This window comes from Desulfobacterales bacterium (assembly GCA_034520365.1).
GTDB lineage: Bacteria > Desulfobacterota > Desulfobacteria > Desulfobacterales > Desulfosalsimonadaceae > M55B175.
Window position 1 is genome coordinate 279,384 of the sequence record JAXHNP010000006.1, and the last position, 26,293, is coordinate 305,676.

The window sequence follows — 26,293 nt, forward strand, 5'->3', positions numbered from 1 at the left end:
TAGAAAGGAAAACCTCTATGCCAGATTCCTATCAGTTCAATACCCTTTGCCTGCATGCCGGGCATACGCCGGATGCTGAGACCCGTTCCCGGGCGGTGCCGGTTTACCGGACCACCTCCTATGTATTTGATGATTCTGATTACGCGGCGGATCTTTTTTCCATGCGGCGGCCGGGCAACATCTATACCCGGATGATGAATCCCACGCAGGCGGTGCTGGAGAACCGAATGGCCGCTTTGGAGGGCGGGGCCGACGCCCTGGCCCTGGCATCCGGCACTGCGGCCATCTATTATTCGATCATCAATATCTGTGCTGCCGGCGATGAGGTGGTTTCCGCCAACAATCTCTACGGCGGCACCGTCACCATGTTCAACAACATTCTGCCGCAGTTCGATATTCGGGTGAGCTTCGTGGATCCGCGGGAACCTAAAAATTTTGAGGCGGCCATTACGGAGAAAACCCGGGCGCTTTTCATGGAAACAATCGGCAATCCGGCCCTTGAGGTCACAGATATCCGGGCGGTGGCTGAAATCGGGAAAAAATATCAGCTGCCGGTTATTGTGGACGCAACCTTTACCACGCCGTATCTTTTGCGGCCCATTGATTACGGGGCGGACATCGTGGTCCATTCCCTGTCCAAATGGATCGGCGGCCATGGCACGGGCATCGGCGGGATCGTGGTAGACGGCGGCAAGTTCGACTGGACCGATGCCAAGTTTGGACTTTACAATACCCCGGATCCCAGCAATTTCAATTTGCGATTCGCCCACGACCTGGGCGTGGATAATCACAAGGCGTTTATTATCCGGATGCGGCAGGTCCCGCTTCGCAACCTGGGCGCCTGTATCTCCCCGGACAACGCCTGGCTGTTTCTGCAGGGCCTGGAGACCCTGCCGCTTCGGATGGAGCGGCATTGCGAAAACGCCATGAAAGTGGCGAATTTTTTGAAATCCCATTCGGGCGTGGAATGGGTCCGGTATCCCGGGCTGGCGGATGATCCGGCGCATCCAGTCGCCAGCCGATATTTGACCAAAGGCTTCGGCGCCATGGTGCTCTTTGGCATCAAAGGCGGCCGGGAGGCCGGCCGGCGGTTTATCGACCGGCTGAAACTCTTTTCCCACCTCGCCAATGTGGGGGATGCCAAGAGCCTGGCCCTGCATCCGGCAAGCACCACACATTCCCAGCTTACAGAAGAACAGCAGCTGGCCGGCGGCCTCTCGCCGGACATGATCCGGCTTTCCGTGGGCATTGAAAGTATCGATGACATCCGGGCCGATTTGGAGCAGGCATTGGCGGGATGAGCGCTGGCGTGTAAAATTTTTGCGCTCGGGTAAAGTCATTGAGGCACTAAGGCACTGAATCCTTTAAACTGTGAACACTGAACTGTGAACACTGAACATTGAAACCTGAACATTGAAACCTGAACCCTTTAATTTTACACCTGATACCTAATACCCAAAACCTAAAAACCGTAAAGCTCAGAGGCAGGGATAGGGGTGATGATGCTGAAAAAATTGCTGGATATATTTGGTCGCCGCCCAAAAAGTCGCAGGCAGCTAAAACCCGCTATGGAGGGGGTGGAGCGCATCATCCGGACCCGATGCCCGAACCTGATATTAACCCGCAAAAACCGGGCCTCGTTGATGGATGCGGTCCATAGCGCCATGGACCATGTCTCCGGTTTGATAGATCAGGTTCCGGGGCCGGTTGAATGCATACCGGATCATTGGAATTCGGATCCGGCATTAAATGCCTTGTTTGTCAACTCTGATGCCATTAGAAAGGCCCTGCAAGCCAGTGAGCCGTTGAATAAATTTTTCAAACAAACGGCTGCACCCCAATGCGTTGCGCTTTTGACGGCCGCCTGGCATGAGAAAACCATTTTCGGGACGGCAAAGGAAGGCGAAATTTTCCGCCGGGATGTGCCGCAGCGGGCCATATCTTTTGCGGATCATAAATTTGTCGCCCCGGCCGCGGATTTGGCCGCCGCCCAAACAGGGCTCCAGAAAGAAGCTTTGACCTCCATTTGCCGGCAGGCGTTTGGCCAGACCCGGGATTTAAAGGCGTGGGAGGCCGAGCTCAGGCAGCAGCGGGATCTTCTGGCGTTTAAGGTAAATCCCCGCAGCGGCCGGGCAGGGGATAAAGAATATGCGGCGGAAAAGCAGGTCCTCAATGATATTGATAAGAAAATTGCGTCTATTCAAAATGAGCTGGGAGACAGTGAAAGCAACTTTCAGTATATACTTGGCATCCTTTACAGGCCGCAGGATCTGATCGCGTTTAAACCGGTTTCTCTTCGGCTCAGCCGCCTGGGGATCGTAGATGATGATGCGTCTGATGACAGGGCCAATGAATTGAGCCTGGCAAGATATAAAATCGCTCATATGCCTGAACAGGGCGGGATATGGGTAATCGTGGGGCGCGAGCACGTGGCGGGGGCGGAATTAGACGCTTAAGCCAAGCCGCGCATTATTGTATCGCAGATAATATGCGAAAGGTCATATAGGCGGCGAAAATGCCCAGCAGCAGCGCCCCTTCCCACCGATCCAGAGACTGCTTTTTCCCGGTGAACATGGCGGCAAAGAGGATAAAGCTGGCCAGCACGACCATGCCGATGTCCGGGTTGCTTGCGGGCTGAAAAGGCAGCGGCTTAATCACTGAACTGATCCCCAGGACAAGAAAAACGTTGAAAATGTTTGAGCCCACCACATTGCCCACCGCCATTTCCACATTGCCTTTGTAGGCCGCCATTGCCGATGTGGCGAGCTCAGGCAGAGAGGTGCCGATGGCCACAATGGTAAGCCCCACCAGCGCCTCGCTCAAGCCGAAGACGGATGCCATATGCACGGCCCCGTCGGCAATCCATTTGCCGCCGATTGTCAGTCCGATCAGCCCGGCGATTACTAAGAGCACGCTTTTGCCCGCGCCCTGATTCAGCCGCAGCGGCTCCGCCTGATGGCTGCTGCCGACATGGGCGATGCTTGCCGAATAATACAGAAAGATGGCGAAAAACATGAGAAAAATCAGGCCATCGGATCTGGAAATATCCGAATACGCCCATCCGTCGATCAGGTTGTCATTGGCTACGGCCCACAAGGCCAGGGCCGCCAGCAGGCTGAACGGGATCTCGCGCCAAACCGTGCCGCGGGTCACCCGAAGGGGACGAATCAGCGCCGCCAGCCCGAGAACCAGAAGGATGTTGGCAATGTTGCTGCCCAGCACATTGCCGATGGCAATGCCGGTGCTGCCCTTGAAACTGGCCGCGATATTGACGAACAATTCGGGCGTAGACGTGCCGAATGCCACAACGGTCAGGCCGATGACCAGGTCCGAGATGCCGAATCTCCGGGAAATGGCGGATGCGCCATCCACCAGCAGATCCGCCCCCTTGATCAGCAGGGCGAATCCGGCGAGCAGCAAAATGTAAGGGAGTAAATGGGTCATTGGCGGTTTAATTTAACTTTTATCGGTTTTTGGTAATGCCATATGGCAGGCTATATTTTGAAAATAGGCTCCAAATAAAGTGATTGTCATGTTGCCATAACCTTTGCTGCTTGTTAATAAAAAAATTGGATGGCGTCGCAAAAAGAAGTAAGACCGTATAGGATTGATGAGATTATGAGCAGCCAAGCCAAAACCGCTTCCAAAACCCAAACAGACGGCACCCTGGGCACCTTTGCCGGGGTGTTCACCCCCAGCGTTTTAACCATCCTGGGCATTATCCTGTTTCTGCGCCTGGGTTACGTGGTGGGCAACGCCGGCCTGGGGCTGGCCCTGGTCATTATTGCCCTGGCCAATGCCATCTCCGTGTTAACCTCGGTGTCGCTGGCTGCCATTGCCACCAATATGAAGGTCAAGGGCGGGGGAGACTATTACCTGATATCGCGGACCCTGGGCCTGGAATTCGGCGGGGCCATCGGCATTGTGCTGTTTTTGGCCCAGTCGGTCTCCATCGCGTTCTACAGTATCGGATTTGGCGAAGTCCTGGCGGCCTTGGTGCCCTTTTCCATGCCGGGGCTTTCCCAGATGATTGCCGCAGCCGCGGTACTTTTGCTTTTTATATTCGCCTGGCTGGGCGCGGACTGGGCCGCCCGGTTTCAGTTTATCGTCATGGCCATATTGGCAGCAGCCATTTTGTCCTTTTTTGTGGGCGGCGCTCTGCGCTGGGATACCGCCATGCTGGTGAAAAATTTTTCAGCCCCGGCCGATACCCAGCCGTTTTGGATCATATTCGCCATCTTTTTTCCGGCAGTAACCGGGTTTACCCAAGGGGTGAGCATGTCCGGCGATTTAAAGGACCCGGGCAAAAGCCTGCCCAACGGAACCTTTGCGGCCGTGGGGGTCTCCATTGTCATCTATTTCGTGGCGGCCGTGGTATTTGCGGCTTCGCTTCCGGGCGATATTCTGGCAACAGATTACCATGCCATGAAGCGCGTGGCAGCCATTGATGCGCTGGTTTTGGCCGGCGTGATTTCAGCCACCCTTTCCTCGGGCATGGCCTCGTTTATGGGCGCCCCGCGGATTCTGCAATCGCTTTCCGCAGACCGCATATTTCCGTTTTTGCTCCCCTTTGCCAAGGGCGTAGGATCAACGAACAACCCCCGGCGCGGGGTGCTCCTGGCCGGCGGTATCGCGCTTTTCACCATCGCCTTGGGCAACCTGAACCTCATTGCCCCGATTGTATCCATGTTTTTTCTGATCTCCTATGGGCTCTTAAATTATGCGACGTATTTTGAGGCCCGCGCGGCCAGTCCCTCGTTTCGGCCCAAATTCCGCTTCTATGATAAGCGCTTAAGCCTTGCCGGCGGGCTTGCCTGTCTGGGGGCCATGCTGGCCATTGATATTACTGCCGGCATTGTGGCCCTGGCGCTTTTATTCGCCGTGTTTCAGTATATCAGGCGAACCGCCGGTCCGGCCCGGTGGGCGGATAGCCGCAGGTCTTACCGGTTCCAGCAGATCCGGCAGCATCTGCTGGAAGCGGCCGAGGCGCCCGAGCACCCGCGGGACTGGCGGCCCAATCTGCTGGTGTTCTCGGATGACTCTGATCGGCGCAAACCCTTGCTCCGGTTTGCGGACTGGCTGCAGGGGGAGAGCGGGTTTGCAACGGTGGTTCGCATCCTCCAGGGCGAGGGCGGCAAGATGCGCAAGCCGAAGGCCGATGCGAGTGAGGAGTTGGTCAAAGATATTCATGCGGTAGAGGCGGATATGTTCCCCCTGGTGGTAAACGGCCCCAACATCCGGCTGGCGCTTCAATCCCTGGTCCAGTCCTATGGCATCGGTCCGTTGAAGGCAAACACCATGATGACCAACTGGATCGGGCGAAGCGACAATGCGCCGTCCGAATATCGGAGCAAGCGGTTCGGCATCTATTTGAGTACCGCCTTTCGGCAGGGGTTTAATATTCTTTTATTTTCCGCCGGAAAAGATGCATGGCAGAGGCTCCAGGAGATGCCGGCGGAAAAACGGCGGATCGATGTATGGTGGCGGGGCGATGCCACCAGCCGCCTGATGATTCTTTTCGCCTACATGGTTTGTCAGAATAAATCGTGGAGCGGGACCAAGATTCGGGTGCTGGACGTGAGCGCGGATGTGTTTGTCTCCGGTCGGACGGTGGCGGATCTTGAAAAGACCCTTTCCGAGATTCGGATAACCGGGGAACCGGAGATCGTGGCAAGTGCGAATGCCGATGCGGTGGCAGCCTATTCCGAGGACGCCGCCCTGGTCTTTCTGCCGTTCCGGCTGATCCAGGAAGAGCCCAAGGATCCCTTCGGCAATGACCTCTCCGGGCTGCTCTCCCGGCTGCCGGTGACCGTGGCGGTGCTGGCGGCAAAGGATGTGGATCTCTCCGCAGAGCCCGAGGCGGGGCAGGCCGGCGAGATTGCCGAAGCCATGGATAAGCTCGATGATGCCCACAAAAAAGAGAAAGCCGCGGAAAAAGAGGCGGAAAAAGCCTCCCGCGATGCAGAGGCGGCCATCACCGCCTGGCAGCAGGCCATCGAAGAAAGGGAGTCAGAAGAGACCATCCGGCAGTTGAACCAGGAGGTGATGAATGCCAAAAACCGGGCCGTTCAGGCTGGCCGGGAAGCCGCAAAACTGGCCGCCCGGGTGGAGGATTTAACCCGCATGGCCCGTCAGATAGGGGCGGATATTCCGGAAGAGAAAGAAAAAGAGGAATCGGTGGATTAGACCCGTATACGCGTAGGTTGGGTTTCGCTGCGCTTAACCCAACCTACTATACTTAGTGGGGGCGCGTACGAATTGCCTTGACCGCGTCAAAGTTTGTTATTACAATTGTATTAACAAATTTGTGCAGGAGGATGCGATGTATGCCATAAAGCTAAGAAAAATCGGAAATTCCATTGGGATTGTCCTTCCCAGGGAGACATTGGCCAAGCTCAAGGTCCGTGAAGGGGAAACCATTTATCTGACGGACGCCAGGGACGGTTTCCGGATCACGCCGTATAACGAGGAGTTTGAAGTTCAGATGAATGCGGCAGAGCAGATTATGAATGAAGACCGGGATATTCTTCGGGAATTGTCCAAAAAATGACTTATCGGTGGATTCTGCTCGCAACGGTTTTAGCCATCCACGACCGTCAGATTGACGATCACGGCGGCTTGCCCGGCATCCGGGATTATGGCCTGATTGAGAGCGCTGTCAATCGGCCGCAAACAGTCGCCCTTTATGCTGAAAATCGGTTCGATGTTTTTGATCTGGCTGCCGCTTATGGATATGCGCTTATCCAGAACCATGGGTTTTATGACGGCAACAAACGAACGGCTTATACCGTCACCCGCCTTTTTTTAGAGTTAAACGGATATCGGATGACCGCCCCGCCGGCTGAAAGGGTGATTACATTTTTGAAATGCGCCCAAGGGGAAATTAAAGAGCCGGATCTGGCTGAATGGCTGCGTCAAAACACTCTTAAGAATAAAGCGGATGTCTGATTTGATGAGGCCTTCAAGTATCGCGCTCAGGTCTTTGTTTACAGGGAATAGCGCCAGGGCTTCGGCGGACCGTCAAGCTTGCGCTTGCGCTTGTTGACGCAGGCAATGCAGCTGCAGCCGGGGGTCAGCGGATGCGGCCCTTTTTCCATCGCGAGCCGCATGGACGCCTCGATCATCTCGGTAATCAGGCGGCGCTGGTGAAGGATGCGCTTTTTTTGAAATTGATCAGGCATCAGGCAAACCCGGCTTATTCTTCAAATCAAGCAATTGCAATAATGTTTTCAAGCGTTCGATTAAATTTACCAGAAGCGCTGGAGACAGGCAAGCTCAAAGCCATCGGATATGCCTGAACAGCCAGATGAGGCCGGCGGCAATGGTCAGCAGGATGATTGTGACGATGCTAAACGCCATTGGATTATCCGCGCCGGGAATACCCCCTAAATTAATGTCCAGAATGTATTTATTGATGTTTATTTGGAGACCAGGTTATTTGATGTTATATTGAAAAATAAATGAAAAATTAGGGGCTTGATAATATGGCAAAAAAATTGATCCGTTCCGCCACCCAGCGCATGTTTCGGCTGGGCGGGCTGGCGGGGCGTGTGGGGGTGTCCATGGCCGGAAACACCATGGCCAATTTTTTCCGGGATTCGGATCAAAAAGACGAATACCGGATGGATACCCTTTTAAAAAATGCCCAGCGGGTCACCGAGCAGCTTGGCCAGCTAAAAGGGGTGCCCATGAAGATTGGGCAGATGCTGAGCCTCCATGACAATTTGTTTCCCAAAGAAGTGATCCGGGTTTTTAAGAGCCTGCAGCAGCAGGCGCCGTCTGTGCCGTTTGAAGAAATGCTGGCGATGATCCGCGCTGAGCTGGGTCCCGCTTATAAGCATATTGCCCATATTGATAAAACCCCGCTGGCCTCCGCCTCCATCGGCCAGGTGCATCGCGTGGTGTTAACAGACGGCCGCGAAATCGTGCTCAAAGTCCAGTATCCGGGCATTGATGAGGTGATCCGCTCGGATCTGAAAACGCTTAAGGGGATTTTAAAGCGGGTCTTTTCCATGTTTACCCGGATGGATATGGAGGAGATCTGGCAGGAGCTAAATGCCCGGCTGCTTGAGGAGCTCGATTACGAGAACGAAGCCGCCAACATGCGGCGAATTGCGGAATATTACCAGGACGATGACCGGGTCATCATCCCGGAGGTTCTTGATGAAATGACGAGCCGTCATGTGCTGGGCATGGAGCTGGTCCAGGGGATTTCCTCGACCGCGGCCACCAGCGAGGCATACCGCGAAGAGTTAAGAAGCGACTGGGGCGTATCGCTTATCACTTTTGCGATGCGCGGGCTTTTTGAGTTCAAGTTTCTGCATGCCGACCCCAATCTTGCCAATTTTGCATTTCTGGAGAACGGCGGCATTATCGTATATGATTTCGGGTGTATGAAAGAAGTCCCGGAGCGCCTGTGCGCCGGGTACGTGCAGCTGGTTGAAGCGGTGATGAATCATGAGTACCCGCGAATACCGGAAATTCTCAAGTCCATGGGGGTCCATAAAGCTTCGGGCGAGAAGGTTTCCTGGGAGATGGCAAAGGATTTTGCCGACGTGTTCCAGGAAATCATTGATACGCGAAACCATTTTACCTTTGGCGAGGATGCGGACATATATTCCCGGCTTATTTCGCTGGGTCACAAATACGTGAATGAATCCATGTCTTTTATCTTCCCCAAAGATGTCATTTTCATCGACCGGACTTTCTCCGGCCATTTCGGCAATCTCTGCCATTTAAAAGCCCGCGCCAACTGGCGGGCCCTTCTCATCGAACAGCTGGAATCCGCCGGCTATTCCATCCGGCAGCCGCCCGAACAGTGACGGCTTCGCAAAAAGTCCAATATCTTTGTTGCGCTGCATCCCTCGGAATTTCACGTACGATTAAGTACGCTGCATTCCTCGGGATTTGCGCGCCGCGATCTTGAACTTTTTTCTTTGCCGTCCCAGAATCGACTTTTTACGAGTCCATCAACAGTAACTGAAAAATTTCTGAAAAAATTCTGTTGTTAGCATGAAAAAAATTGGACAAAATTCAAACAGCGTTTACATTTAAATACGGTGTTAAAATTTACTCTCAACCCCTTCATAGAGCTTAATAACCAGCCATTTTCAAAGGAGGATCTGTATGCAGGACAATTTGGCCAATCCCGCACCGCTCGGCCTGATGGGCTTTGGTATGACTACTGTGCTTTTGAACATTCACAATGCCGGTTTTTTCCCATTGGGCGCGATGGTGCTGTCCATGGGCATTTTTTACGGCGGCATCGCCCAGATTATTGCCGGGATTTTTGAGTTCAGAAAGGGCAACACATTCGGGCTGGTGGCCTTTCTTTCCTACGGCCATTTCTGGCTGACCCTGGTCGGGCTCGTACTGCTGCCGAAAATGGGGCTCATCGATGCGGCGCCGGCCGGATTTATGGGATGGTATCTCTTTATGTGGGGGTTATTCACCTTTTTCATGTATATCGGCACGTTAAAGAAAAACCGGGCGCTTCAGACCATATTTCTGACCCTGGTGATTCTTTTCTGGCTGCTGGCCATCCGGGATTGGACCGGAAACGCGACCATTGGCATTATTGCCGGGTATGAAGGGATTTTTTGCGGGGCCAGCGCGATTTATCTGGCTATGGCCGAGATCATCAATGAGGCCCACGGCAAAGTGCTGCTGCCCATCGGGGAAGCCAAAGCGGTTCAGGAGAGCGAAATATAGAGCTGTTTAGGTTTTGAATGTCCCGCACCCGGTAATTTGAGCATGCTTCCGGGTCGCGGGATATTCCCGGCAGACTTCGGGTTTTACGTCATGGATGCTGCATTCCCAGCGGTCCGTGCCCGGAATTTTTTTAAGCCAGGGACAGATTGGCGCATATCTGCGCGTGCCAAGCTCAATCCATATGGCATAGGTAACAATTCGGCCGTTTCTGCGGAATGCACCCACCCATTCCAGAATATCGGTCCGGCCTTGATCCACCCATAGCTGGTAGTCGGCATCGGTGAGTTCAAACCGGTAGTCCAGTCTCCGGCAGCAGCGGCCGCATTGCCGGCATTCAAAATTCTTCATGCCGGTCTCAAGCCAGATGCCCGCCCGCCCGTCAGTCTGGTCTTTTCCGGCCGTTGCCGGCGTCTCGAAGACATATTCACACAACCGCACGAGCCGCGAAGTCTCAGGGGGCACCATTTCCAAGGTGTGGCAAAGATAGGCACCCAGCTCCCGGAAGCTGATTTTTCGCATCCGCCGTTTGCGACGGGTTGGAACAGCGATCCATACGCTGTCTTGATGCGGATCCGCAATGACCGGGACTTCCGGTCCCAGGATCATGGGGCTTAATTCGAGAAAGAGGCGGGTTTGCGGCGGGTACTGGGTGAAATCGGCTCGGATGGCCCTTATCGCCTCTTCCGGGGTTAAAAATGTTTGGTCTCGGGCGGACACACAAACGCCTCCCCCAGTTCCGGTTTTCGAAAGGCTTGTTTATTTTGGGCTTTATTGTTTTGGATAAATATAGTAGTGTAAAACGCATGTATTGCAAATGCTTTTTTAGCAGGGGCTGGGGTAGTAATATACTCAAAAACCAGCACTTCAGTTTTTTGACCGGCAAATCGCAGGGCAGATAAATTTGTTTTTTCCACCGTACATCACTGGCAGGCCTTGCAGGCCGGGGGTTTTATTCACCCGGGCGGACACAGGAGGCTTCTAATGCAGCCGGCTGCCGCTTATCCATATATACTGAAAGATTTACTTAAGCACAATCAATATGAAAATATTGTTGATTCCAATATATTGACCCCCTATATCCCTGAGGGTTCCCCTGTCCCGAAAATTAAGGACCCACGCCGAACACAGAACCTATACAGCAGCGGCTGTCCCCGGTATCCGGCCTATGTCAAATCCCCCCAAATCAATCAGATTTTCAATTATATCGGCTTTATTAAACGAATGAACAAGCGGTCGTATGCGGTTTATCTGCCCATGCTGTTTAATGAGCTCAAACGCTTTATCCGGGTGGTTGAGGAAATCGTATACACCCCCTGTATATCGATCTCAGTCGAGATCCATGCGGAATTAAATTACGGGCTGCAGAATTTTTTTCACGCCTATTACAACCGCAGCCGGGATAATGAGGATTGGATTGAAAAGATCTGGCGGTATCAGAAGATCTATCTGGATCATATTGACATGTTTTTAAAAACCCTGGAGTTTACCGGCCGGGTTTTTGATTATAAAGAAACCTCGCTGCACGGCGAGATTGTCTCTTTCTTTGAAAGCCATTTTGACGACGCACACCGGGACCCCCCGTGTGCCACGGACATCAACTTTGTCTCCAACTGCTGCACCAAGGCGGCGATGGATAATGAGTCCAAGACCATCTGGTCGGGCGACCGCCACATTACCCGCTTGTTAAAGGCCTTGTACAACCGCTCGGACCTGTACCGGCAGTTTCCGCAGCTCTATCTGCGGGCCAGCTATCAGCCGCTTCGCTTCAATCAGTTATTCCCGCCCGCTTCATCCTTTCCGCTGCACTAAGGCAAAAACCGTTTGTACAGATTTTTATGAGTCAAGATCCGCTTGTTCATCTAACACAGCTCTCACCTTGCGGGCGATATCTGCTGCCTGATAGGGTTTTCCGATGAAACCGCGGGCGCCGGATGCCAGTGCCTCTTTGGCCAGGCCGTTGGCCGCATACCCGCTGGAGATAATCACTTTGGCGTTTGGGTTTAAGGTCAGTAGTTCCCGTAAGCATTGATTGCCGCCCATGCCCGGCATGCTGAGATCCAAGATCACCAGAGATACCTGATTTAGATTTTCCCGGTACATGTCAATGGCCTGTTCCGCGTTTTCGGCGCAAAGGATCTGATATCCGAAATAATGAAGGATTTCGGTTGCCGCCTCCCGCACCGGCAGTTCATCATCCACGATCAGGAGGGTTTCGGCGCCGCCTTCGGGCATGGCCGATTTCTGTTCGGTTTCTGGCTCAGGGACCGGTTCTGATGCAGCGGGCAGATAGATTTTAAAAGTTGTGCCCTGATTGACCCGGCTGTCGCATAATATGTGCCCCCCGTGGCTTTTGACGATGCCGTAAACCGAGGCAAGGCCAAGGCCGGTGCCTTTACCCACCTCCTTGGTAGTGAAAAACGGATCAAAAATCTGTTGCACCGTTCCGGCATCCATACCGCAGCCTGTATCGGATACCGTGAGCCGGACATAGGGGCCGGGCGCTGCGCCCGGCACTTCATCCGGGTTTTCTTCTAATATGATATTACGGGTCTCAAAGCTCAGGGTGCCGCCCTCGGGCATGGCATCCGCCGCATTGCTGCCCAGGTTTAAGAGGATTTGTTCAATATGCACCGGATCGGCATAAACCGGCCAGAGGGACTCATCTAAGTCGGTCCGGCGCTCGATCATTTTGGGCGTGGTCTGTTTTAACAGTTTTTCCACCACCTGAATTTCCTGGTTTAATGATACATGCCGGCGCTGGCCTTCCATTTTGCGGCTGAAGGTCAAGAGCTGCTCCACCAGATTGGCCGCCCGCTCGCCGGAATTTTTAAGCTGGGTCAATTTGCTGTAATCCGGGTCATCCGGCGTTTTCTGCATCAGCAGGAGCTGGGTATAGCCATTGATAGCCTGTAGAATATTGTTGAAATCATGGGCTATCCCCCCGGCCAGGGTGCCGATGGCCTCCATTTTCTGGGCCTGCTGGAGCTGGGCCTCAAGCCTTGCCTGGTGAGCCTCTGTTTCCTTACGTTCGGTTATATCCCGTATGATGCCCCGGAAACCAACGGGCTCATCCGCCTCGTTTTTGATTAAAGAAGCCGAAATCTCTACGTTTCGTTTATTCCCTGCCTTGGGGATGATTTCCAGATCAAATGCTTTGGAGGGTATGCCGCTTTTATAAACCTGGTGAAAGGTATGGAATAATCTTTTGGCGTTTTGGGCATCCGTATATTCCCGGTAATTCATGCCCATTATTTCATCCGGCCGGCGGCCGGAGATGCGGCAGACAAAATCATTGAAAAAATTGAAATTGCCGGCCAGATCGACCTCGTAGTAACCATCCTCGATATTTTCAAGCACCGCGCGGTATTTCTCTTCGCTTTTTCGAAGCGCCTCTTCGGCCAGTTTACGCTCGGTAATATCGATCACTGTGATGAGCCCCGCCGGCTGGCCCTGATACATCAGGCTGCTGCCGGAAAGGGAAACCCAGACTTCCCTACCGGATTTGTGAATGATTTTGAAATCATAGGCTGGCGGGGCGTTCTGCCCGGACTGCCGTTTGCTGCCGCGGTTTCTGACGAGGGATTGGTAGTCCGGATGGACAATTTCCCAGAAGCGCATCTGGTAGAGCTCATCGGCCGGGTATCCGGAAATCGCTTCAGCCGCGGGGTTAACATACACCCAGAAGTCATTCTGGTAGATCATGATGGCAAAGGGGCAGGCCTCAGCCAGGGTTCGGAATTTTTCCTCGCTCTCCATCAGGCGGGAAACGATCTGTTTGCGCTCGGTAATATCGCGGTTTACGCCGATAACCCCGATGGGTTGATTGTTTTCATCCCGGATAAAGGAAAATTTTGCTTCCGCCCAGATCGTCGAGCCGTCCTTGCGATAAACTTCAGCTTCGATTGAATGAATGCGGTGGGGGTCGGCGGCCCCGGATTTTGTCAGGGCCATTTCCTCTGCCACCACAGCTTCGGCCCTTTTTACCGAATCGGGTGTAGCCATCTCCCGGAATGAGCGGCCGATCACCTCTTCAGGTGCATAGCCGCGCATTCTTTTGATTGAGGGGCTGACATAGGTGTAATTGAGATCCATATCCAGCTTGAATATCACGTCCTCTAAGTTGTCGGCCAGCAGACGGTAGTGCGATGCCGCTTCTTGGCGGGCATTTTCCGCGATTCGGCAATTTTTTTTCAGCCGGGCCGCATAAAGGGTCATGTCAAGCATTTGCCGGGCTTGTTTTTCGGAAAGCGGGATTTCCAGATACCCCTGGGGGATGGACATTTTTTCTGACGGGATTTCAGCGGCCTGCCCGGCATCGCAGAAAAAGATTACCGGGCAATCGATTTGTTCGCGGATACGGGCTGATCGGTCTAAGTCTTGGGCAAATGCTTCGGCCTTCAGCTCAAACAGCAGCAGGTCAGGGGGGTCTTTTTCAAATCCGCTGAGATCGATCTGCCCGGATGCATCCGCATGGTGAACGGCATAGCCTATATTTTTTAAAACGGGAATGATATCGGATTCGCAGCGTTCGGTATCACCGAAAACAAGAATTCTGGATGAATCAGTTGTCAGTTTATTTCTAAAAGTCATGTTATTGCGGAGTTGTCAATCGGCCTGAAATGTTAGTAATTTACTCAATTGATTGCATTAATTATGCCGAATGTCAATTGAAAACCCCGCATGCCCGCCCTCTTCTAAGTAACTTCATGGGTATTCGGTTTTGGGTATTAGGTATTAGGTTAATGAAATCAAGAATTTATGGTCGGCACGGTGGCCGACCCTACGATGAATCGGGTTTTTCCCATTCGTAGGGCGGGGCACCGTGCCCGCCTGAAAGATAGATAGAACAAATTTACCGTGCCTCAGTACGAATCAGTAGGGCGGATAAGCGATAGTGCATCCGCCAAATGCCTTAAAGTCGGTACGACTGCTCATTCCCGGCCCTGGGCCAGACCGATACGTTCCAGGGCGTTTTCAATCTCCTCCAGTATAACCGGGTCATCAATGGTGGCAGGTATTTTAAATTCCTGGTTGTCCGCGATTTTCTGAATTGTGCCCCGCAGGATTTTCCCGGATCGGGTTTTGGGCAGGCGCTTGACCACCGTGGCCATTTTAAAGGCGGCTACCGGCCCGATCTGCTCTCTCACGCTTTTAACAATTTCCGCGATGATTTCCTCCGGATCCCGCTCGACTCCGGCGTTTAAGACCAACAGGCCCACCGGCATCTGGCCCTTAAGCGAGTCTTCGACCCCTAAAACCGCGCATTCGGCCACATCCGGATGCGCCGCCAGAACCTCCTCCATGGCGCCGGTGGAGAGCCTGTGGCCGGCCACGTTAATGATATCATCTGTGCGGGACATCACGTAGATATACCCGTCTTCATCGATCATTCCGGCATCCGCGGTTTTGTAATATCCCGGGTAGTCATTCAAATAGGTCTCGATAAACCGTTCGTCATTCTGCCACAGGGTGGGCAGCGCCCCGGGCGGCAGGGGAAGTTTAACAGAGAGGGCCCCGATCTGGCCGGCGGGCATTTCCTCATTGTTCGGATCCAGCACGCGGACATCCCAGCCGGGCACGGCCTTAGTGGGGGATCCGTATTTAACCGGAAACGGATGCAGGCCCATACAGTTGGCGGCAATGGCCCAGCCGGTTTCCGTCTGCCACCAGTGGTCAATGACCGGCACACCGAGATGCTTTTCAGACCACTGGATAGTGGCCGGATCCGAGCGCTCGCCGGCGAGAAAAAGGATTTTAAAATGGGAAAGATCATAATGCTTCAACAGTTCGGCGTTCGGGTCTTCCCGCTTGATGGCCCTGTAGGCTGTCGGGGCTGTGAACATGCACTTGACGTTGTGCTCTGAAATGATCCGCCAGAAAGCCCCGGCATCCGGTGTGCCGACCGGTTTTCCCTCAAACAGTATGGTGGTGCAGCCTTTAAAGAGCGGGGCATAGACGATGTAGGAGTGTCCCACGACCCAGCCCACGTCAGAGGCCGCCCACCAGACATCATCCTCATCAATATCGTAGATGGCCTTCATGGTCCACTTAAGGGCCACCATGTGCCCGCCGTTATCTCTTACCACGCCCTTGGGCTGGCCGGTGGTGCCTGAGGTATAGAGGATGTATAGGGGATCGGTGGCTGCCACATGGACGCAGTCGGCCGGGCTGGCTGACGCCATGGCGGTCTCCCAGTCCTTGTCCCGCCCGGGTTTTAAATCCGCTGTTATTTGGGGCCGCTGGTAGATGATGCAGGTTTCAGGTTTGACGGCCGCCCGGTCGATGGCCTCGTCCAAAAGGGGTTTATACGGAATGGTGCGCGCCCCTTCAATCCCGCAGGAGGCAGATACGATGGCTTTTGGCATGGCATCATCAATGCGGGTGGCCAGTTCCCGGGCGGCAAACCCGCCGAACACCACCGAATGAATGGCCCCGATGCGGGCGCAGGCCAGCATGGCGATCAAGGCTTCGGGAATCATGGGCATATAGATAATCACCCGGTCGCCCCTGGTGACGCCCTGATCAGCCAGTACACCGGCAAATCGGGCAACCTCATCCCGAAGTGCGGCATATGTATATTTTTTGACGGTTTCTGTCACCGGACTGTCGTAGATGAGCGCGATCCGGTCGCCCCGGCCCCGGTCGTCCACATGGAAATCCAAAGCGTTATAGCAGGTATTTAACTCGCCCCCGGTAAACCATTGATACAGGGGTTTTCGGGAGTCATCCAGCACCCGCTCCCATTTCTTAAACCAGTGGCAGTCTTGGGCCACCTCCGCCCAGAATTCCTCGGGATTTTTGAGGGATCTTTGATAGACCGCATCATAGGGGGTGCTCATGTTTTACTCCTTTAATCGGGTTGTTTGATTAATGTATAAAGGCAGGCAACCGAGAAAAACCCGGACCGGGTTGATCAAAAGGCAAACGGCATTATAGTTTTGCCAGAAAGCTGGTGAGTCGTTTGTTAAAATCATCAGCCGCCTCGATGTTTGACAGGTGATAGGCATGGGGAAGAACCGCCAGTTCAGCCCCGTTAATATTTTCCCGGATTTGGCGGGCGATGTCAACAGGCGTTCCCGGATCATTTTCCCCCACCATGATCAGCGTGGGAATGGAAATTTTGGGCAGGCGAGGGGTCACATCAAAGTTTTTGATGGCATGGGCGCATCCGATAAACCCGGCAACCGGGGTTCTTAAAATCATTTCCCGGATTTTTTCGGTGGTCGCCGGGCAATGGGCCTGAAAATCCGGGCTCAGCCAGCGGTCCAGGGTGGCATCCGCCACGGCAGACATGCCCTGCTGTCTGACAGTTTCGATGCGCTCGTCCCATACCGGGTGCATGGCTTCCGGGATGCCGCAGGCCGTATCACAGAGGATCAGGCTGGAAATGCATTCCGGATGCTTGAGGGCCAGAGTCTGGGCAATCATGCCGCCCATGGAAATACCCAAAAAATGGGCCGTCCGGATACCGATTTCATCAAAGAGATCAACCACATCATTGGCGAGCATTTCCATGGAATAGGGACCTTCCGGTGCTGAGGACTTGCCGTGGCCGCGCGTATCAAACCGGACAATTCGATATTTTTCGCGCAGTGCGATGACCTGCGCATCCCATATGTCGGAATTTCCTGCCAGACAATGGCTGCAAGCAATGACCGGGGCATTCTCAGGGCCGTCAATTTCATAATTGACCGTGATATCGTGAAGTTTGGCCTGCATCGCGCCTCCTTAAGCGGGTATATTAGATATTATTTAAAATATAACCCTGGCTAAAGGCAGCGCAAAAATCAATTTTTGGACTGTAAACAACGTTTTGTTATGATTATAAAAAAATTTTACGATGGGGGAGGAAAGGGCGGGGGCATCCCATAGGGAAAAATATCGGAGCCGGCCCTGAACAAGGTAAATATCGGGATGTGTTTAAAGGTTCCCCGGCCTTTTATTCATATCTCCGGCCAGGGAACCCTTGTTTGAGTGGCGGTTAGCAGATGGTTTTTGGCCCCATCCGGCGTGCCAGGGAAGTTTGGATGATCAGCAGCATCCCGACGAAGAGCAGTCGCCGCCGCATCCGCTGGTATCGCAGCCCTGGGGCATTTGGGTCGGGGTCTCATTGATGTCCACGACCTCAACTTCAAAGCTGAGGGTCTGATCCGCCAGAGGATGGTTTAAATCCACAACCAGTTCATTTTCATCAAATTTGGCCACCTGCGCGGGGATCTGCTGGCCGTCCGGCGTCTGCAGCCCGATAATTTCGCCAACCTGGGGATTCATTTCTGCCGGCACTTCCTCACGGGAAAAGGTGTGGATATTGTTTTCATCACGGGTGCCATAGCCTTCCGTTGGCGGCACGGTGAACTCTTTTTTCTCGTTAAGTTCCATACCGATCAGGGCTTCCTCGAAGCCTTTGATGATTTGGCCGGCCCCGACCTGAAGCTCCATAGGATCCCGGTTCTCAGTGGAATCAAAGACTTCGCCGTTTTCCATCATGCCTTTGTATTCGACGGTGACAAACTTTCCGTTTTCGACTTTCTGCATGGTTCTCTCCTTTTTATGAAATTCAAAAATTGTCCCATAAATTTATGTATAATTTTTAAAATGTCAAACAATCGATTGCCCAAGCCTCGGTGACACATCAAGGCACAGCCCGCATTCCTTGACTTGGCGGTTTTTTGGCCTATACTATGCATATATCGGCTACATCGAAATCTAAGGAGGGTCTATGAAATATCCTTTTTTTATCATCCTGACAGCGCTTGCGCTTATGTTTCCCTTTTCCGCCTGGGGCGATGAGGTGCATATGAACGTGCATGTGGATCAATCGGGTATGGCGGATGAAATCATCAAGCTCGATGAGCATGCGGTCAAAATGCGGGAGGAGGCGCGCCAGCGGCTGGAAGCCGAACTGGCTGAGCTCTCCACCGAAGCTTACAAGGTGGGGGCGCTGTATTACAAGGCCGGTGAGATCGAAACCGCGGTGGCCTATCTGCAGAAGGCCGTATTTTTGGATGAAGGCAACCAGCCGGCGCATGAGCTTTTAATCAAGGCTTCAAACAAACGGGATGTAGAAGAGCAGCAAGTTGGCGCACACTATCACCAGGCCATGGAATATTACCGGCAGGGCATGGTGCAAAAAGCGGTGGATGAACTGGTCGTTGAAATCCGGAAAAATCCGGAAAACGATGCAGCCCGTATTAAGTTGAATGAAATCGAGGCCCGGCAGGGCGACTAGAGGCATTTGCCAAAGGCGCTGAGTCTTTTAAACCTTGAACTGTGAACTCGAAACATTCGGCGGATCCGCTGTCGCTTATCCGCCCTGATTCGTACTCGTACGCGTACTCGTGCTCGTAATCGGCTTTTAATTTTTTCGAGTACGATTACGAGTACGAGAACCGTCCCGCTTGCGCGGAACTGAGTACGATGAAGTTCCTCAGAAACCTGAGCACTGAACACTGAAACCTGATATTCGTCTTTTCCCCCCTTTTCTTTACCCGATAGCCGAGGTTAATTGCAGGCCAGGATTCCAATCTTGACTCGATTCCGGTAAAAAGCATGGACAACTCTCTGGTATACCTGATAATAGAGAGTGAGAATACAAGGTTTCAGGAGACCAGCTTTGACCGAAGACCAGAAGCAATCGAGATTCAGCCTCTTTTTTGACCAGCGGGACCATGGCCTGCTTGAGATCGTCAATGAAATGCTTGCCGGAGACATCTCCCATCTGCATGCACAGCGGCGGTTTTTCCACTATCTTCATCCCCGGGGGATCAAAGAGATGGCCGAATCCAGAGGGCTTCGGATCGCCTATGCCGTGATCCATCTGCTGGAATCCCTGGAAGGCGGGGAGGTGGAAAATCGGCTCTGCGCCCTTCGCGCGCTGCGCGATGAGGTGATGTGCAGTGATAACCGGGAATTGCAGATTAACACCGCGCGGGTGCTGATCGAAATTATGAAAGAGCTGGTGCGGGCGCACGGCAATTACGCCCGCCAGCTTCAGCTGGCCCATGATTTCCGGGTCGCGGCCTCGGGAAAATCCCGGATTGTCCGGGGGTATTTGAATAAATACCATTTGCTGGAAATGCCCGAGGAATGGAATCAGCTCGCTTTTGACGATCATGTCCACGATGCCAGCACCAAAGGCAGAAAATCCGCCACCCATTTGATCATGGATGCCTGGATCAAAGGAATCCGCCGGCTTCGGGTCATCTATTACAATTTTATCCGGCCGGAAACCGCCGAGGAATTAATTGAGGCGGCCGATATCATGGGGATTCTGGTGCGCATCGGCATCGAGTTTTCCGTCTCGTTTCACGGCCGTTATGTCCAGTTAATCTGGGTCCCCCGCGGGTTTGCGGATGCGGATGATTTTATCCGCTTTCTTTCCCGCAACGCGGTTGATAACCTGATGAATGACGGCGGCGAGGTTTCCGACTACCAGCGCAATTACGTGCTGGCCATACTGGACCAGTTCAACCGAAAGCACCGGCATAGCATTAATGACAAGTTTGACCTCCATCTGCCGGCCCTGGATGTGGGCGAGTTTCTGTCCTTTGTGGGCATCGGGCAGGCAAGTCTTCTGCATCTGGCCAAATTTATCCATGCCAAGCTGCTGCCCCTGATGTCGGCAAAAGCAGAGGCCCTGCGCCGCCGGTATCCGAATGCAGACGCCGCCGAACAGCAGCGCATGGCCGCATTGGTCGATGAAATGGATCAGCTGGATCTTCAGGCCATCCATGACAAATATCTTAAGGCGGATCAAAATCCGGAGGTGCCGGATATCAAGCGGGCGGATATCGGTGAGCCCCCCGCTTTAATGCAGCACTCTCCCGCGGAATTGATCAGGCATCTTGCCCAGTTCCATCTGGGCTACCGGATAACTCTCAACTTAACGAATGTTGAGCCCGAGGATGTACTGGAGCTTCTCTATGATTGCCAGGGCATGATCACGCGGCTTGAGATTTTTAACCTGAAAGACTATGCGGACGGTAAAGTCAGACACATACCGGCCATCCATGATTTGCAGCGCTGCATTAACAGCGGCAATGTCATCAAATTAAAGCGCATCATCCTGGAGATGATTGATCGCCTGGAGGAGCAGGATGATGCGGTGAGCCGCGAGCGGGTCCGGAAGTTCAGAAAGATTCTGGCCAATACGGAATCCTTTAAAACCATGTACAAAATAAAAGAACTAAAACCCCGCATGGGAAGTGACTCCACCGGGTATTCGCCCCGGCATTACGGCATGGGACTGGCGGTGATGGATTCCTTGCCGCGCCGCGCCAGAAGGGAGGTGTTTGGCAGAAAAGAGCTGCCCCGGTTGATCCTTCCCTTTCATGTGGATACCGCCCTGCAGGTTTCATACATAAACCATCAGGAAACAAGGGGCGCTTTGAATTCCCTGTTAAAGGGTCTTCGGTGGATACCCGGCCTGCGCTATCTGGGCCGCGAGAAGCGGAAGAACTGGATGGCCATGGTGAACGCCTCTCAGATGGTGCCGGCGGGCAAGGGCAACATCGTCACCCTGGGCGGCGTCCAGACGCGCCCGACCAACCGTCTGTCTCTGTCGCCGCCGAAAAAAGAAGAACACGAACTTCCCCGCTCCTGGCGCTATATCCAGTCCACGCTGAAAAATTTCCTCAAGGTGGGCATCGGGTTTATACCCGCATTCCTGACCTTTTTATGGACCCACGAGTGGTGGATATTGATGTATTTCGGGGCGGTGATCTGGTTTGCCATTACCGGGCTGCGAAATATCGTGCAGTCTGTCATGGGCGGCGGCGGGATCCGTCGATCCTCGCTGCTTCGCTGGAATGATTTCATAAGCTGGGATCGGCTGGCGGATTCGCTCCTGTTTACCGGGTTCTCCGTCCCCCTGCTCGACTATCTGGTAAAAACCATTGTGCTGGACCAGGGGTTTGCGATTACCACGTCCACCTCTCCGGCAACGCTCTATGCTATCATGGCCATAGCCAACGGCATTTACCTCTCCAGCCACAATATGTTCCGGGGACTTCCGAAAGAAGCGGCCATTTGGAATTTTTTCAGGAGCATCCTGTCAATTCCTGTGGCCTTCGGATTTAATGCCGCGCTGGGCGGTATTCTCGGTTTGGCCGGCGTAGCGGGCGTCAATGCCATTCTGCAGACCTGGGCGGCGGTGATATCCAAGTTTGCCTCTGACTGCGTGGCCGGGGTTATTGAAGGCACGGTGGACCGGAGTAAAAACATTCAGAACCGCATCAGCGATTACCGGCAGAAGCTCAATCAGTTCCTGGATGTCTATGCCCGGCTGGAGATGATTTTTCCCGAAGATGATGTCTATAATTTGCTCGACCGGCCCATGGAATGGTATCAGTCAGCGGATGAAAACGCCCGGGATCTGATCAAAATTTTAATCATTAATGCCCTGGATCTCTTGTATTTCTGGATGTATCAGCCCCGGGCCCGGACCGCGTTCCGGGATATGCTTTGGGATATGGCCCCGGATGAACGCTGCGTGTTGATCAAGGCCCAGTCGATTCTTCGGATGGAGCGGGAGATCAGCCAGATGTTTATCGACGGCATCGTCGGAAGGCATTTTTCAAAGCCACTGGCCTTTTATCTCTCCAGCTCCGGGGAATACTTGAAAGCCATTGATAAATTAAATGCCGCCTTTGAAGACTACCGCGTTTGTGCATAAGTTGTAGCCTATGTATTTACTGATTTTTTATCTGTTTCTGGCATTGGGTGTCTCTTTTCTCTGTTCCATCATGGAGTCCGTGTTGCTGTCGGTAACGCCCAGTTTTGCGGCGGCTTACGCGGAAAAATCGCCCCGGATGGGCGGCCGGCTGCGCAAGCTTAAAACCGATATCGACCGGCCGCTGGCCGCAATCCTGAGCTTAAACACCATCGCCCATACCGTGGGCGCGGCCGGCGTGGGCGCCCAGGCCATGGTGGTATTCGGCGGCTATGTGGGCCTTACCTCAGCGGTGCTAACGCTTTTAATCCTGGTCCTCTCGGAGATCATTCCCAAAACATTGGGGGCGCACTACTGGCAGCAATTGACACCGTTTACGGTCATGATGGCCCGGTTTTTGATTTTTCTGCTCTATCCCCTGGTACTCATGTCGCAGCTGATTACCCGGGGGTTGTCCTCGGAGCAGAAAATAAATGCCATCAGCCGGGAGGAAATCAGTGCCCTGGCCGATATGGGGCTTGCGGAGGGGCTTTTTGTTAAAAAAGAGTCTTTGATCTTAAAAAATCTCATGCGCTTCGGCTCACTGCAGGCCAAGGATGTCATGACCCCCCGGCGGGTGATGTTTGTCCTGCCCGAGGACATGAAAATGGGCGAGGTATTTGACGAGCATCCGGATATCCGGGTGTCCCGGATACCGCTGCAGAGCCGGGAGAACCAGGTGATCCGCCATTATGTTCTTAAAAATGATCTGCTGCTCGCCCTGGCCCGGGATGAAAACGAGAGACAGTTGCACGAGTTCGGCCGTGAAATCCTGGTGGTACCGGAAATGGTGAGCCTGTTTCGCTTGTTTGAGAAGCTCCTTGACCGGCGGGAGCATATCGCTCTGGTGGTTGACGAGTACGGCAGGGCCGCTGGTCTGGTGACCCTGGAGGATATTCTGGAAACTTTGATCGGCTCCGAGATTCTTGATGAAACCGACAAGATTGCCAATATGCGAAAATGGGCGCGTAATCAGTGGTACCAGCGGGCCCGGTCTTTGGGCCTGATTTCAGAGGCTGAATCCGAAGCAGGGGATGAACCCCAAAAAACTTCCGGCTCCGGTCCCTCAGATCAGTGACTGATATACCTTTTTTAATCCTATCTGGGCTCTTTGCTGCCGCCTGAACCTTCGATGGCGCACTGGGTAAAATCCATGGGTTTGTCGCAGGATTGACACTTATGCGGTTTATCGAATTCATCGGAAAAAATTTCATTTTCCGCGCCGCATTCCGGGCATTTGCAGGTAAATGCGCTTAAATTTTTAAACTGCTGGAATCCCGGGCAATGCTGGGGAGTGGTTTTGTCTGCCATAATCATGCCTCCTTTCATGCATTCATGTTTGAAACGGTTTGTACTCTGCCTTATTCACAAGTCGCTGATCAACGTTATTTGATATTTGATTCCAATATAATGGCAAATGTTGCCCCTGTCCAGCGCTTGTTCCGATAAGGGGAATTGGCCGGTTGGGAAGTTTATACAGTCCTCAGCCATTGCATGGCCGCCATTTGCACCGGGTCCCAGGGGCTGGACAGCGGCGGGGTATAGGACAGATCCAGGGCGGGGATTTCGCTTACGGCCATGCCGTGATAAAGCGCGGCGGCGAATATGTCGATGCGCTTGGCGACCTCGGATTTCCGATGCCCCACCATTTGCGCCCCGAGCAGGCGGCCCGTGTTGCGGTCACCGGTGATGCGGATGTGCAGCTTTTGGGCGCCGGGGTAATAGGCCTTGTGATCGTCGCAGCAAAGCAATGCGGTCAACGGATCAAACCCGGCTTCGGCCGCTTCGCCGGCTTTCAGGCCGGTGCGGGCGGCGATCCGGTCAAACACTTTGACCGCCTGGGTCCCGAGGCTGCCCTGGAATTCACAGTTGCCGCCCAGCATGTTTTCGCCGGCGACCCGGCCCTGTTTGTGGGCCGTGGTGCCCAGCGGCAGATACACGTTTGCCTGCAGGATGCGATGGAAGGTTTCGGCACAATCGCCGGCCGCCCAGATATCGGCCGCTTGCGTGGCCATGGTCCGGTCGACCCGGATTGCGCCGCCGATCCCGGTTTCAATGCCGGCGCTTTGCGCCAGGCCGGCCGCGGGTTTTGCCCCGGCAGCCACCAGGACCATGTCGGTTGTTTCGACATGCCCCGCGGCAGTCTGCACCGAAAGGGCGTTTTGGTCACGAAAAATACGCGACACGGCCTGCCCGGTAATCACCTGCACCCCGTTGGATACAAGTCCGGCCCGGATTTGACCTGCCAGATCCGGTGACAGTGTGGTCAGGATTTCCGGGGCGGCTTCCATAAGGGTGACGGCCAGGCCTTTGCGGGTCAGGGCATCGGCCATTTCCAGGCCGATGTAGCCGCCGCCGATAATGACCGCCCGCCGCGGGTTTTTTTGGTCCATGAACCGCTTGACCGCAAAGCTGTCGGCCATCCAGCGCAGAAAAAAGACGCCGTCGGTGTTGACCCCCTCAATCGGCGGTATGACCGATTCGGCGCCGGTGGCGATCAGCAGCTTGTCATAGCCGATTTCCCGGGTTTTGCCGTCTACGGATTGCACGTGCACCTGGCGGGCTTTTAAATCAATTGATAGTGCCCGGTGATTGAGCAGCAAACCGATGCCGTTTTCTTCGATTTCCTCACGGCTGCGATGGGCCAGGCTTTGCCAATCCGCCACTTCGCCGCTCAAATAAAACGGCAGCCCGCAGATGCTGAAGTTGGGATAGGCGTCGGCTGCCATCACCGTCACTTCGGCTTCCGGATCGATCTCCTTGATCCGCAGGGCCGCGCTGATGCCGGCATCGCTTGCGCCGATGATCAGCATTTTGCCTCCGAATGGGGTCAAATCTTTAATCTTGATAATTTGTCGGCTATTTCCTCAAATTGTTGCTTTAAAGCGGCATCCGATTCCATGCTGAGGCGTAACCGCTTCCGGGCGACGCTCACAGCGCTGTAGTCAATTCCACCGACAAGCCTTCCCACCTCAGCCTGGGTGATATCGCAAAACCGGTATAAAAGCTCCATTAACATGGCGCGATCCTTTGCGTTTTTACCCCGCCGGCAGATTTCATCTTCCTCTTTTCCGAGAATTTGAGAAACATTTTTGATCAGATCTTCCGGCATCCAATAAGTTCTGGCAACTTTTAACTGGGGTTGTTCCCTGTGAGATTGCCCGGCATCCTTTTCCAGATAGGTTTGCCGGATATGTTCCACAAAATCCGAATCGCCGATGATTCCCATTTTGTTTACCAAATCCGAAACCCCTTCCAAGTCTCCGGTAAGTCCATTGTAAACAAACCGCCGGTATCTTTTTCTTCCTTGTGATGTATCTCCGCCGAAACAATCCAGAATCTTCTGGTAGTTGATAAAATCAACTCTCTTTTTTAAACGAACGTAGCCCCCGAAACTGCTGTACCTGTGTTGGTCAAGCAACCTGATTTTTTCTTCAACGGATTTGCGGGCGTGTTTTTTTATTCGCACCGGATTTAGATGAATATAACGGGACACTTCCTTTAAATAATGGTCCGCATCCACGAGCAAGGATTTGTAGCGTCCCTGATACAGATGGCCGGCGCGGTTGTGACGGCGATTAAATGCAGACGTATAGGTAATATTGAAATGGCGCATGAATTCGGCCAGATTCGCCTCCGGTGTGGTCAGAAACAGGTGAAAGTGATTGGTCATGCAGGCATAGGCGAGCAATGATACGTTGAAGATATCGATCGATTCAGACAGGATGTTTAAAAACCGATCATAATCCCTGTAGTCTTTGTAAATATCCTGGCCCCCGTTGCCGCGTGACGTGACATGATAATAAGCGCCGGGATACTGGATGCGAAGCTGTCTGGCCATATCTCTGTATGATTCGTTTCTCGGTATTTGTC

The 26,293-nt window shown here is 53.5% G+C and carries 22 protein-coding genes; 11 read left to right on the forward strand and 11 right to left on the reverse strand.

The genetic code is table 11. The features are described 5' to 3' along the window. Positions 1–17 precede the first annotated feature (17 nt). Entirely contained in the window at positions 18–1,301 is a 1,284-nt protein-coding gene (locus U5L07_09240) for an O-acetylhomoserine aminocarboxypropyltransferase/cysteine synthase family protein (GenBank protein MDZ7831919.1), read from the forward strand. Between the two features lie 198 nt (positions 1,302–1,499). Next, positions 1,500–2,456 carry a hypothetical protein gene (locus U5L07_09245; GenBank protein MDZ7831920.1) on the forward strand — a complete coding sequence of 319 codons (957 nt, stop codon included), beginning with the start codon at positions 1,500–1,502 and terminating at the stop codon, positions 2,454–2,456. A gap of 13 nt (positions 2,457–2,469) precedes the next feature. Here the strand turns inward: U5L07_09245 and U5L07_09250 are convergent, their stop codons facing one another. Continuing rightward, positions 2,470–3,444 (reverse strand): calcium/sodium antiporter, encoded by a 975-nt coding sequence (locus U5L07_09250; GenBank protein MDZ7831921.1) that lies wholly within the window; start codon positions 3,442–3,444, stop codon positions 2,470–2,472. A 174-nt stretch (positions 3,445–3,618) separates the two neighbouring features. On the opposite strand from U5L07_09250, the gene U5L07_09255 reads away from it, so the two are divergent. From U5L07_09255 to U5L07_09265, 3 genes are all read left to right on the forward strand, one after another. Continuing rightward, complete coding sequence (locus U5L07_09255; GenBank protein MDZ7831922.1) at positions 3,619–6,186, forward strand: amino acid permease; 2,568 nt, start codon at positions 3,619–3,621, stop codon at positions 6,184–6,186. Positions 6,187–6,322: 136 nt separating this feature from the next. After that, complete coding sequence (locus U5L07_09260) at positions 6,323–6,550, forward strand: AbrB/MazE/SpoVT family DNA-binding domain-containing protein (GenBank protein ID MDZ7831923.1); 228 nt, start codon at positions 6,323–6,325, stop codon at positions 6,548–6,550. Continuing rightward, entirely contained in the window at positions 6,547–6,948 is a 402-nt protein-coding gene (locus U5L07_09265; protein MDZ7831924.1) for a type II toxin-antitoxin system death-on-curing family toxin, read from the forward strand. Before U5L07_09260 ends, U5L07_09265 begins: the two co-directional genes overlap by 4 nt. Positions 6,949–6,986: 38 nt before the next feature. On the opposite strand, the gene U5L07_09270 is transcribed toward U5L07_09265, so the two are convergent. Then, on the reverse strand, positions 6,987–7,181 hold the full coding sequence (locus U5L07_09270) for a hypothetical protein (protein ID MDZ7831925.1): 195 nt from the start codon (positions 7,179–7,181) through the stop codon (positions 6,987–6,989). 303 nt (positions 7,182–7,484) lie between these two features. On the opposite strand from U5L07_09270, the gene U5L07_09275 reads away from it, so the two are divergent. Next, positions 7,485–8,822, forward strand: a complete 1,338-nt coding sequence (locus tag U5L07_09275; GenBank protein MDZ7831926.1) for an AarF/ABC1/UbiB kinase family protein — start codon at positions 7,485–7,487, stop codon at positions 8,820–8,822. A 304-nt stretch (positions 8,823–9,126) separates the two neighbouring features. Continuing rightward, complete coding sequence (locus tag U5L07_09280; GenBank protein ID MDZ7831927.1) at positions 9,127–9,711, forward strand: acetate uptake transporter; 585 nt, start codon at positions 9,127–9,129, stop codon at positions 9,709–9,711. A 6-nt stretch (positions 9,712–9,717) separates the two neighbouring features. On the opposite strand, the gene U5L07_09285 is transcribed toward U5L07_09280, so the two are convergent. After that, a complete protein-coding gene (locus U5L07_09285; protein MDZ7831928.1) occupies positions 9,718–10,428 on the reverse strand; it encodes a YkgJ family cysteine cluster protein in 711 nt (236 codons plus the stop codon). After that, complete coding sequence (locus U5L07_09290) at positions 10,401–10,625, reverse strand: hypothetical protein (GenBank protein MDZ7831929.1); 225 nt, start codon at positions 10,623–10,625, stop codon at positions 10,401–10,403. The genes U5L07_09285 and U5L07_09290 overlap by 28 nt, the downstream gene beginning before the upstream one ends. Before the next feature lie 67 nt (positions 10,626–10,692). Between U5L07_09290 and U5L07_09295 the strand changes: the two genes are divergently transcribed. Beyond that, on the forward strand, positions 10,693–11,520 hold the full coding sequence (locus U5L07_09295) for a hypothetical protein (protein MDZ7831930.1): 828 nt from the start codon (positions 10,693–10,695) through the stop codon (positions 11,518–11,520). A 24-nt stretch (positions 11,521–11,544) separates the two neighbouring features. On the opposite strand, the gene U5L07_09300 is transcribed toward U5L07_09295, so the two are convergent. The 4 genes from U5L07_09300 to U5L07_09315 form a co-directional block, all read right to left on the reverse strand. Continuing rightward, the gene (locus U5L07_09300; GenBank protein MDZ7831931.1) at positions 11,545–14,301 is read right to left on the reverse strand and encodes a PAS domain S-box protein; all 2,757 of its coding nucleotides are present in this window, start codon (positions 14,299–14,301) and stop codon (positions 11,545–11,547) included. 341 nt (positions 14,302–14,642) lie between these two features. Beyond that, a complete protein-coding gene (locus U5L07_09305; GenBank protein MDZ7831932.1) occupies positions 14,643–16,550 on the reverse strand; it encodes a propionyl-CoA synthetase in 1,908 nt (635 codons plus the stop codon). 91 nt (positions 16,551–16,641) lie between these two features. Further along, positions 16,642–17,430, reverse strand: a complete 789-nt coding sequence (gene pcaD, locus U5L07_09310) for a 3-oxoadipate enol-lactonase (protein ID MDZ7831933.1) — start codon at positions 17,428–17,430, stop codon at positions 16,642–16,644. Positions 17,431–17,742: 312 nt separating this feature from the next. Next, entirely contained in the window at positions 17,743–18,246 is a 504-nt protein-coding gene (locus tag U5L07_09315) for a peptidylprolyl isomerase (protein ID MDZ7831934.1), read from the reverse strand. 184 nt (positions 18,247–18,430) lie between these two features. On the opposite strand from U5L07_09315, the gene U5L07_09320 reads away from it, so the two are divergent. The 3 genes from U5L07_09320 (at position 18,431) to U5L07_09330 (ending at position 23,498) form a co-directional block, all read left to right on the forward strand. Beyond that, positions 18,431–18,940: a hypothetical protein gene (locus U5L07_09320; GenBank protein MDZ7831935.1), complete on the forward strand. Its 510-nt coding sequence runs from the start codon at positions 18,431–18,433 to the stop codon at positions 18,938–18,940. 384 nt (positions 18,941–19,324) lie between these two features. Further along, positions 19,325–22,384 (forward strand): hypothetical protein, encoded by a 3,060-nt coding sequence (locus tag U5L07_09325; protein MDZ7831936.1) that lies wholly within the window; start codon positions 19,325–19,327, stop codon positions 22,382–22,384. A gap of 10 nt (positions 22,385–22,394) precedes the next feature. Then, positions 22,395–23,498 carry a hemolysin family protein gene (locus U5L07_09330; protein ID MDZ7831937.1) on the forward strand — a complete coding sequence of 368 codons (1,104 nt, stop codon included), beginning with the start codon at positions 22,395–22,397 and terminating at the stop codon, positions 23,496–23,498. 20 nt (positions 23,499–23,518) lie between these two features. Here U5L07_09330 and U5L07_09335 read toward each other — a convergent pair whose 3' ends face one another. The 3 genes from U5L07_09335 to U5L07_09345 all read right to left on the reverse strand — a co-directional run bounded on the left by U5L07_09335 (position 23,519) and on the right by U5L07_09345 (position 26,261). Further along, positions 23,519–23,731: a hypothetical protein gene (locus U5L07_09335; GenBank protein MDZ7831938.1), complete on the reverse strand. Its 213-nt coding sequence runs from the start codon at positions 23,729–23,731 to the stop codon at positions 23,519–23,521. 161 nt (positions 23,732–23,892) lie between these two features. Continuing rightward, positions 23,893–25,233, reverse strand: coding sequence for an FAD-dependent oxidoreductase (locus U5L07_09340; GenBank protein MDZ7831939.1), 1,341 nt, complete (start codon positions 25,231–25,233; stop codon positions 23,893–23,895). Between the two features lie 17 nt (positions 25,234–25,250). Continuing rightward, positions 25,251–26,261: a transposase gene (locus U5L07_09345; GenBank protein ID MDZ7831940.1), complete on the reverse strand. Its 1,011-nt coding sequence runs from the start codon at positions 26,259–26,261 to the stop codon at positions 25,251–25,253. Positions 26,262–26,293: the final 32 nt, after the last annotated feature.

Excerpts from the sequence above, each read along its gene's own strand:
- U5L07_09240 (MDZ7831919.1), top strand. The coding sequence starts at position 18 with ATGCCAGATTCCTATCAGTTCAATACCCTTTGCCTGCATGCCGGGCAT.
- U5L07_09245 (MDZ7831920.1), top strand. The coding sequence starts at position 1,500 with ATGATGCTGAAAAAATTGCTGGATATATTTGGTCGCCGCCCAAAAAGT.
- U5L07_09250 (MDZ7831921.1), bottom strand. The coding sequence starts at position 3,444 with ATGACCCATTTACTCCCTTACATTTTGCTGCTCGCCGGATTCGCCCTG.
- U5L07_09255 (MDZ7831922.1), top strand. The coding sequence starts at position 3,619 with ATGAGCAGCCAAGCCAAAACCGCTTCCAAAACCCAAACAGACGGCACC.
- U5L07_09260 (MDZ7831923.1), top strand. The coding sequence starts at position 6,323 with ATGTATGCCATAAAGCTAAGAAAAATCGGAAATTCCATTGGGATTGTC.
- U5L07_09265 (MDZ7831924.1), top strand. The coding sequence starts at position 6,547 with ATGACTTATCGGTGGATTCTGCTCGCAACGGTTTTAGCCATCCACGAC.
- U5L07_09270 (MDZ7831925.1), bottom strand. The coding sequence starts at position 7,181 with ATGCCTGATCAATTTCAAAAAAAGCGCATCCTTCACCAGCGCCGCCTG.
- U5L07_09275 (MDZ7831926.1), top strand. The coding sequence starts at position 7,485 with ATGGCAAAAAAATTGATCCGTTCCGCCACCCAGCGCATGTTTCGGCTG.
- U5L07_09280 (MDZ7831927.1), top strand. The coding sequence starts at position 9,127 with ATGCAGGACAATTTGGCCAATCCCGCACCGCTCGGCCTGATGGGCTTT.
- U5L07_09295 (MDZ7831930.1), top strand. The coding sequence starts at position 10,693 with ATGCAGCCGGCTGCCGCTTATCCATATATACTGAAAGATTTACTTAAG.
- U5L07_09300 (MDZ7831931.1), bottom strand. The coding sequence starts at position 14,301 with ATGACTTTTAGAAATAAACTGACAACTGATTCATCCAGAATTCTTGTT.
- U5L07_09305 (MDZ7831932.1), bottom strand. The coding sequence starts at position 16,550 with ATGAGCACCCCCTATGATGCGGTCTATCAAAGATCCCTCAAAAATCCC.
- pcaD (MDZ7831933.1), bottom strand. The coding sequence starts at position 17,430 with ATGCAGGCCAAACTTCACGATATCACGGTCAATTATGAAATTGACGGC.
- U5L07_09315 (MDZ7831934.1), bottom strand. The coding sequence starts at position 18,246 with ATGCAGAAAGTCGAAAACGGAAAGTTTGTCACCGTCGAATACAAAGGC.
- U5L07_09320 (MDZ7831935.1), top strand. The coding sequence starts at position 18,431 with ATGAAATATCCTTTTTTTATCATCCTGACAGCGCTTGCGCTTATGTTT.
- U5L07_09330 (MDZ7831937.1), top strand. The coding sequence starts at position 22,395 with ATGTATTTACTGATTTTTTATCTGTTTCTGGCATTGGGTGTCTCTTTT.
- U5L07_09335 (MDZ7831938.1), bottom strand. The coding sequence starts at position 23,731 with ATGGCAGACAAAACCACTCCCCAGCATTGCCCGGGATTCCAGCAGTTT.
- U5L07_09340 (MDZ7831939.1), bottom strand. The coding sequence starts at position 25,233 with ATGCTGATCATCGGCGCAAGCGATGCCGGCATCAGCGCGGCCCTGCGG.
- U5L07_09345 (MDZ7831940.1), bottom strand. The coding sequence starts at position 26,261 with ATGGCCAGACAGCTTCGCATCCAGTATCCCGGCGCTTATTATCATGTC.